At 50.8% G+C, this 236-nt stretch carries 1 protein-coding gene; it reads right to left on the reverse strand.

Annotated features, from left to right (window positions below):
- Positions 1-190, reverse strand: a 190-nt coding sequence (locus WFZ86_RS20325; RefSeq protein ID WP_342693641.1) for an Ig-like domain-containing protein, incomplete at its 3' end; no start/stop codon positions are given.
- Positions 191-236: the final 46 nt, after the last annotated feature.

The raw sequence follows: 236 nt of genomic DNA on the forward strand, positions 1-236 counted from the left end.
CAGTAGCTGTTCCTCCATTTCCATCGGTGATCACATAAGGAATGCTTACTGGGGTCGTGGAATTGAAGTTCGCTGCTGGGGTGAAAGTAATCACTCCTGCTGCGGTAATATTTACCGTGCCGTTGGTTACCGCAATCACTTGCGCTATGCCTGGGGTTAAGGTCGTGCCGTTGATGCTGGTGATGCTCAAGACATCCCCGTCAACATCGCTGTCGCCTGTTAATGGGGTCAAAGTA

It is taken from the genome of Flavobacterium polysaccharolyticum, from assembly GCF_038739875.1.
Classification (GTDB): Bacteria; Bacteroidota; Bacteroidia; order Flavobacteriales; family Flavobacteriaceae; genus Flavobacterium; species Flavobacterium polysaccharolyticum.